The organism is Peribacillus sp. P4_D6 (genome assembly GCF_056401795.1).
Genome location: NZ_JBFUIQ010000201.1, coordinates 1 through 4,663, shown reverse-complemented (window position 1 = coordinate 4,663; position 4,663 = coordinate 1). Strand labels below are relative to the sequence as shown.

Below are 4,663 nucleotides of genomic sequence, written 5' to 3'. Positions count from 1 at the left end.
GGATAGGGGTCTCGATTGTCCGGTTTAAATCGAAAAAAAGTAAAGTTGATATATTGCGAGTTACATGTTTTGTTACTTAACAAGGGAACAGGTTAATATGACTGTTAAAATAAAAAGTCGAATTCCTCCACAGTTAGGAATTCGACTTTTTAGATTGGTTTAAGTATCGCCCCTATAGCGATTTTTCACAATATTAATGCGAGACGTGAAAATTTTTCGAAATCTGGTATCCTCTAAACTCATTCAAATGTCCCTTTTATCAACGGAATACCCTTATCTACCATAACTTGTCCTTTTGCCATTACAGTGACAATTGCAAAAGTTTCCTTTTGCAAAAGCACAATATCAGCATCATTGCCGGTTTGGATACTGCCCTTGGTTGATAGTTTCAGCGCTTGTGCGGGATTCGTGGTGATGACCTTCAGTGCCGTTTCAAGTGGGATTCCTTCTTCTAAAACAGAATCACGCACTTCGTGATATAGCGAAGATACTTTTCCTACTTGAAGGCCTGCATACTCCCCATGGTTGTTGAAAAATGGAAGACTTGCCTGGCCGTCTGAGGAGAAGGTGATTTGTTCTACCGGAATCCCTTCTTCCAGCATTATGCGCAAGGCAATGCTGCATTTTACTTCGCCATCATCCAGAAACTGAGGAATGGTGCTTGTTGTAAAGTCTACGAACCCGCCCCGTTTTGCGTAATTGATTCCCGCCTTGAATAATTTTTCATTTCGGTTGATATGTGTCGGATGGAGCTGCCGAATCGGAATGTTGGTTTTATCAGCGATTGCATGTAACAATGAGAGCTCGCCATCACCGTCTCCTACATGAACTTCTAATATACCTGCTTTTCCTGACAGAATACCCCCGTTACGTGCGGCTGCGACGATTTTGGTCAATTCCTCAAAAGTGGGCTCTGATGATCTATGGTCGGAGATGGCAATTTCCCCGACACCGATGATTTTGTCAATGAAAATAAGGTCATCTTCAATTTTTCCTGTCAATGTTTTTACTGGCACTTGGTAGGAGCCTGTATGAATGAAACAGGAAATACCCTCTTCTTCAAGTGCCCGGGCCTTGGCAAGCAGGCTTTCCATTCTACGCGTAGTTCCGTCCGTACCAAGCAATCCGACAAGCGTTGTAATACCTGAAGTCGTAATGTCCGTAAGCATCAGCTCAGGGGTGCGGGTTTTGAATCCTCCCTCACCGCCGCCGCCAATAATATGAACATGTGAATCTATGAAACCTGGAACAACTAAAAGATTGGTCGCATCAATGATATGAATAGGAGCAAAGTTGTTAGGAATCTCGATTCTGTCATCTATGAATGCAATTTTTTCATCTGTAATCAAAATGTCTTTCCGTCCTAAGTAATTGGGTGAGTATATCTCGCCATTTTTAATTAAAGTAAGCAATGCGTTTTTCCTCCTGTAATGAACTAGTTATTTTTATCAAAATGGGCCATATCCGATGAAGTGAGCCGTTATGACGGCTATTAATCCAATGAGATATTGAATAAGTACCAGCGGCAGAATCCACTTCGCCCATTTTGTCCAAGGTATGCCTGCAATTGCCAAGCCCGCCATTAAGGTGGTAGCGGTTGGGAAAATCATATTTCCGATTCCATCCGCAAAAGAGAAAGTCAACACCGCAGTTTGGCGTGTAATATCCAATAAGTCTGCGAGCGGAATCATAATTGGCATGGTCAACATCGCATGACCGGTTCCGGATGCTAGAATAAAATGAATAAGAGTTTGGAAGCTGTACATGCCGGCAACACTTAAATAGGCCGGAATATGCTGGATAGCTTCAGATACTTGATGCAGCATAGGGTCGACGATATGCCCATCATTCAATACAACAAGAATGGCGCGTGATACGCCAATAATCAAAGCACCGCCTAGCAAGGCGGCAGATCCATTGGTAAAGGAGTTGACAATTTTATCCGCGGACAATTTACCGAATATTCCAATTGCGATTGTCAAAACAATGAATAAGGCTGTAATTTCTGTAATGTACCATTGGAATTTGATGACACCAAATGCCAACACGATATAGTTAATTAAAAAAGAGATTAAGATGAATTTATGTCTTGCAGTTAATTTCGCACTTGATTGGAGCAGTTTTTTTGCTTCTTCCTTTGTATATTTTCCGTAGATTCCTATAGAAGGATTTTTCTTGACCTTCATAGCATAACGATAGATATAAAGAACGGAAACAAGGTAGACGATAATAAATAAGATAAGGCGTAACCCTATTCCTGAGAACATCGGCAATTCAGCAATTCCTTGTGCAAGTCCTACAGTGAAGGGATTCATGATAGCAGTCGTGAACCCTGACAATGCCCCTACTATGACGATGGCAGTACCTGTAATTGTATCGAATCCCAGGGCCAGCGCCAGCGGAATGATAAGAGGAAGGTAAGCTAGTGTTTCTTCTGCCATTCCCATTAAGGAGCCTCCTACAGCAAAAAACAGCATCACGACAGGAATTAATAGCTTTTCACGTGTCGCAAGCTTCCGGGCCATTGTGGCGATGAGCACATCAACCGTCCCTGTAGCTCTTAAAACACCGAAAAACCCTCCAATAATCAATAAGAAAAAGATAATATTGCCGGCTTCAACCATCCCTGTGTGAATAGCTTTTATCATATCGAACAATTCCACCGGTGCAGATTCTATCCATTTGAAAGAATTGGCGTCAACAGTTGTCCGTCCATCTGCTTCAATCCGTGTATATTCCCCGGCAGGCAAAATGTAAGTAAATAGAGTTGCTATTGCGAGAATGCAGAGCAGCAATACAAAAACATTGATTTTTCTCTCTTTTTCTCCCGCTGTTTCAAGCGAAACAGCCTTTTCTTCTACCTGGCTCATAAGTGTCTCTCCTTTGTATTTAAAATAAGTACATGGAACTAATACGCTAACAAAAATTTTCCAGCCTTTCGACTATCATCTGTTTTTCTAGTATTCTACTGTTTCCCTCCTTTTCAAATCCATAGGCACGTCAACTCAATCACGACAACTCAATATATAAGCAAATTCTGTGCCAATATGGGGTAATTGATTTTAATGAGAACTTATTGGGTGGATTGAAGTTAAAGGTCATTATTGGTTCTTTTTGGTGATATAATAAAGCCAATTAAAGACAGGTAGGTGCTTTTATGTCAAAATCCTCACTTACACTTATAGCGGGAAGCTCAAAAACAAAGGAAGCCTTGCAGGAGCAACTGGAACAACTGCTTGGAGACTACGTTCATGTCAAAAGTCATGCTACCGATGAGGGAATACCTCGTTCTTTGGGAGAGGGAATTATCTTGTATTCATCAGATGCAGCTTATGAAAAGAAAATGGGAATGGATGGCGTAAATGCCCAGAAAATAATTGTGGGAAAGAGAACTGTTAATCATGAATACATTGACAAGCTATTAAGAATACCAGAGGGTTCGACAGTGCTTTTGGTGAATGATGATGACGATGCAACTATAAGTCTTATTGAATCCTTATATCAGCTTGGTGTCGATCATGTTCAATTTATCCCTTTCAGGAAGGGGATTTTATTTTATGAGAATGTCCAAATAGCAGTATCGCCAGGAGAAACTCATCTGTGCCCCTCTTACATAAAAGAAGTAATCGATATAGGCGTGCGTCTTTTTGATATAACAACAATTCTGGAAGTTGTAGAATGCTGTGGTTTACACAAGGATATATCCTCTAAGATTTCTGATAGGTATATTAGTAATATAATTGAATTACAACGTAAGCTGTTACATGCGGAGTGGGATGCCAAGCAGATGAGTGATCATATCCAAAATGTGTTGTGTACTGTCGATGACGGAATATTGGTCGTTAACGAGGAAGGGCTGATAACGGTATTCAATGACCAGCTTGCGGCATTGTTCCAGGTTGATGCAAAAGATGTGGTTAATCAGTATCTAGAGCATGTAATGAATCGCCGTGATATTATCGATTTCATCATGGAAAGTAATGATGAAAGCAAGTTTTTCAACATATACGGCGTGGATGTCGTGATTTTCCGGTTGCAAATGATGAAAGAAAATACAATTGTCGCAACCTTCAAAAGTGTACATCAAGCCTTTGAAATAGAAAAGACTGCACAAAGAGAAATGCGCAATCAAGGATTTTATTCAAAATACTGCTTTGACGATATTATCGGCGAGAATGAAGTAATGAAAGAGCGTAAGCAGATTGCCAAGAAGCTTGCCTTGTCGGAGCATCCGATTTTGATTCAGGGAGAGACGGGTACAGGAAAAGAGCTGTTTGCTCATGCGATTCATGAGCATTCATTGCGAAAGAATGGACCATTTCTAGCGGTGAACTGTAGTGCTTTAACAGAAACTTTACTTGAAAGTGAATTGTTCGGCTACGAAGAAGGGGCATTTACAGGAGCGCAAAGGGGAGGAAAGAAAGGACTGTTTGAAATGGCGGATAAAGGGACTATCTTTTTGGATGAAATTGGTGACATAAGTCTCACAGTTCAATCCCATCTGCTTCGAGTTCTTCAGGAGGGGGAAATCCGCAGAATTGGCGGCAAGAGAATCATTCCCGTTAATGTCAGGGTGATTACCGCGACGAATAAAAATCTTCATGATAAAATGCGGGACGGTTCATTCAGAACAGACTTGTTTTACCGGCTGAATGTGCTCAAT

At 41.0% G+C, this 4,663-nt stretch carries 3 protein-coding genes; 1 reads left to right on the top strand and 2 read right to left on the bottom strand.

Annotation, left to right across the window (positions count from 1 at the left end):
• Window positions 1–239 precede the first annotated feature (239 nt).
• Entirely contained in the window at window positions 240–1,412 is a 1,173-nt protein-coding gene (gene iadA, locus AC1DVB_RS25305) for a beta-aspartyl-peptidase (RefSeq protein WP_477591520.1), read from the bottom strand.
• A 36-nt stretch (window positions 1,413–1,448) separates the two neighbouring features.
• Window positions 1,449–2,870, bottom strand: a complete 1,422-nt coding sequence (locus tag AC1DVB_RS25300; protein ID WP_106026536.1) for a YfcC family protein — start codon at window positions 2,868–2,870, stop codon at window positions 1,449–1,451.
• Window positions 2,871–3,157: 287 nt separating this feature from the next.
• Here AC1DVB_RS25300 and AC1DVB_RS25295 point away from each other — a divergent pair.
• On the top strand, window positions 3,158–4,663 hold a 1,506-nt coding region (locus AC1DVB_RS25295), incomplete at its 3' end, for a sigma-54 interaction domain-containing protein (protein ID WP_477591518.1).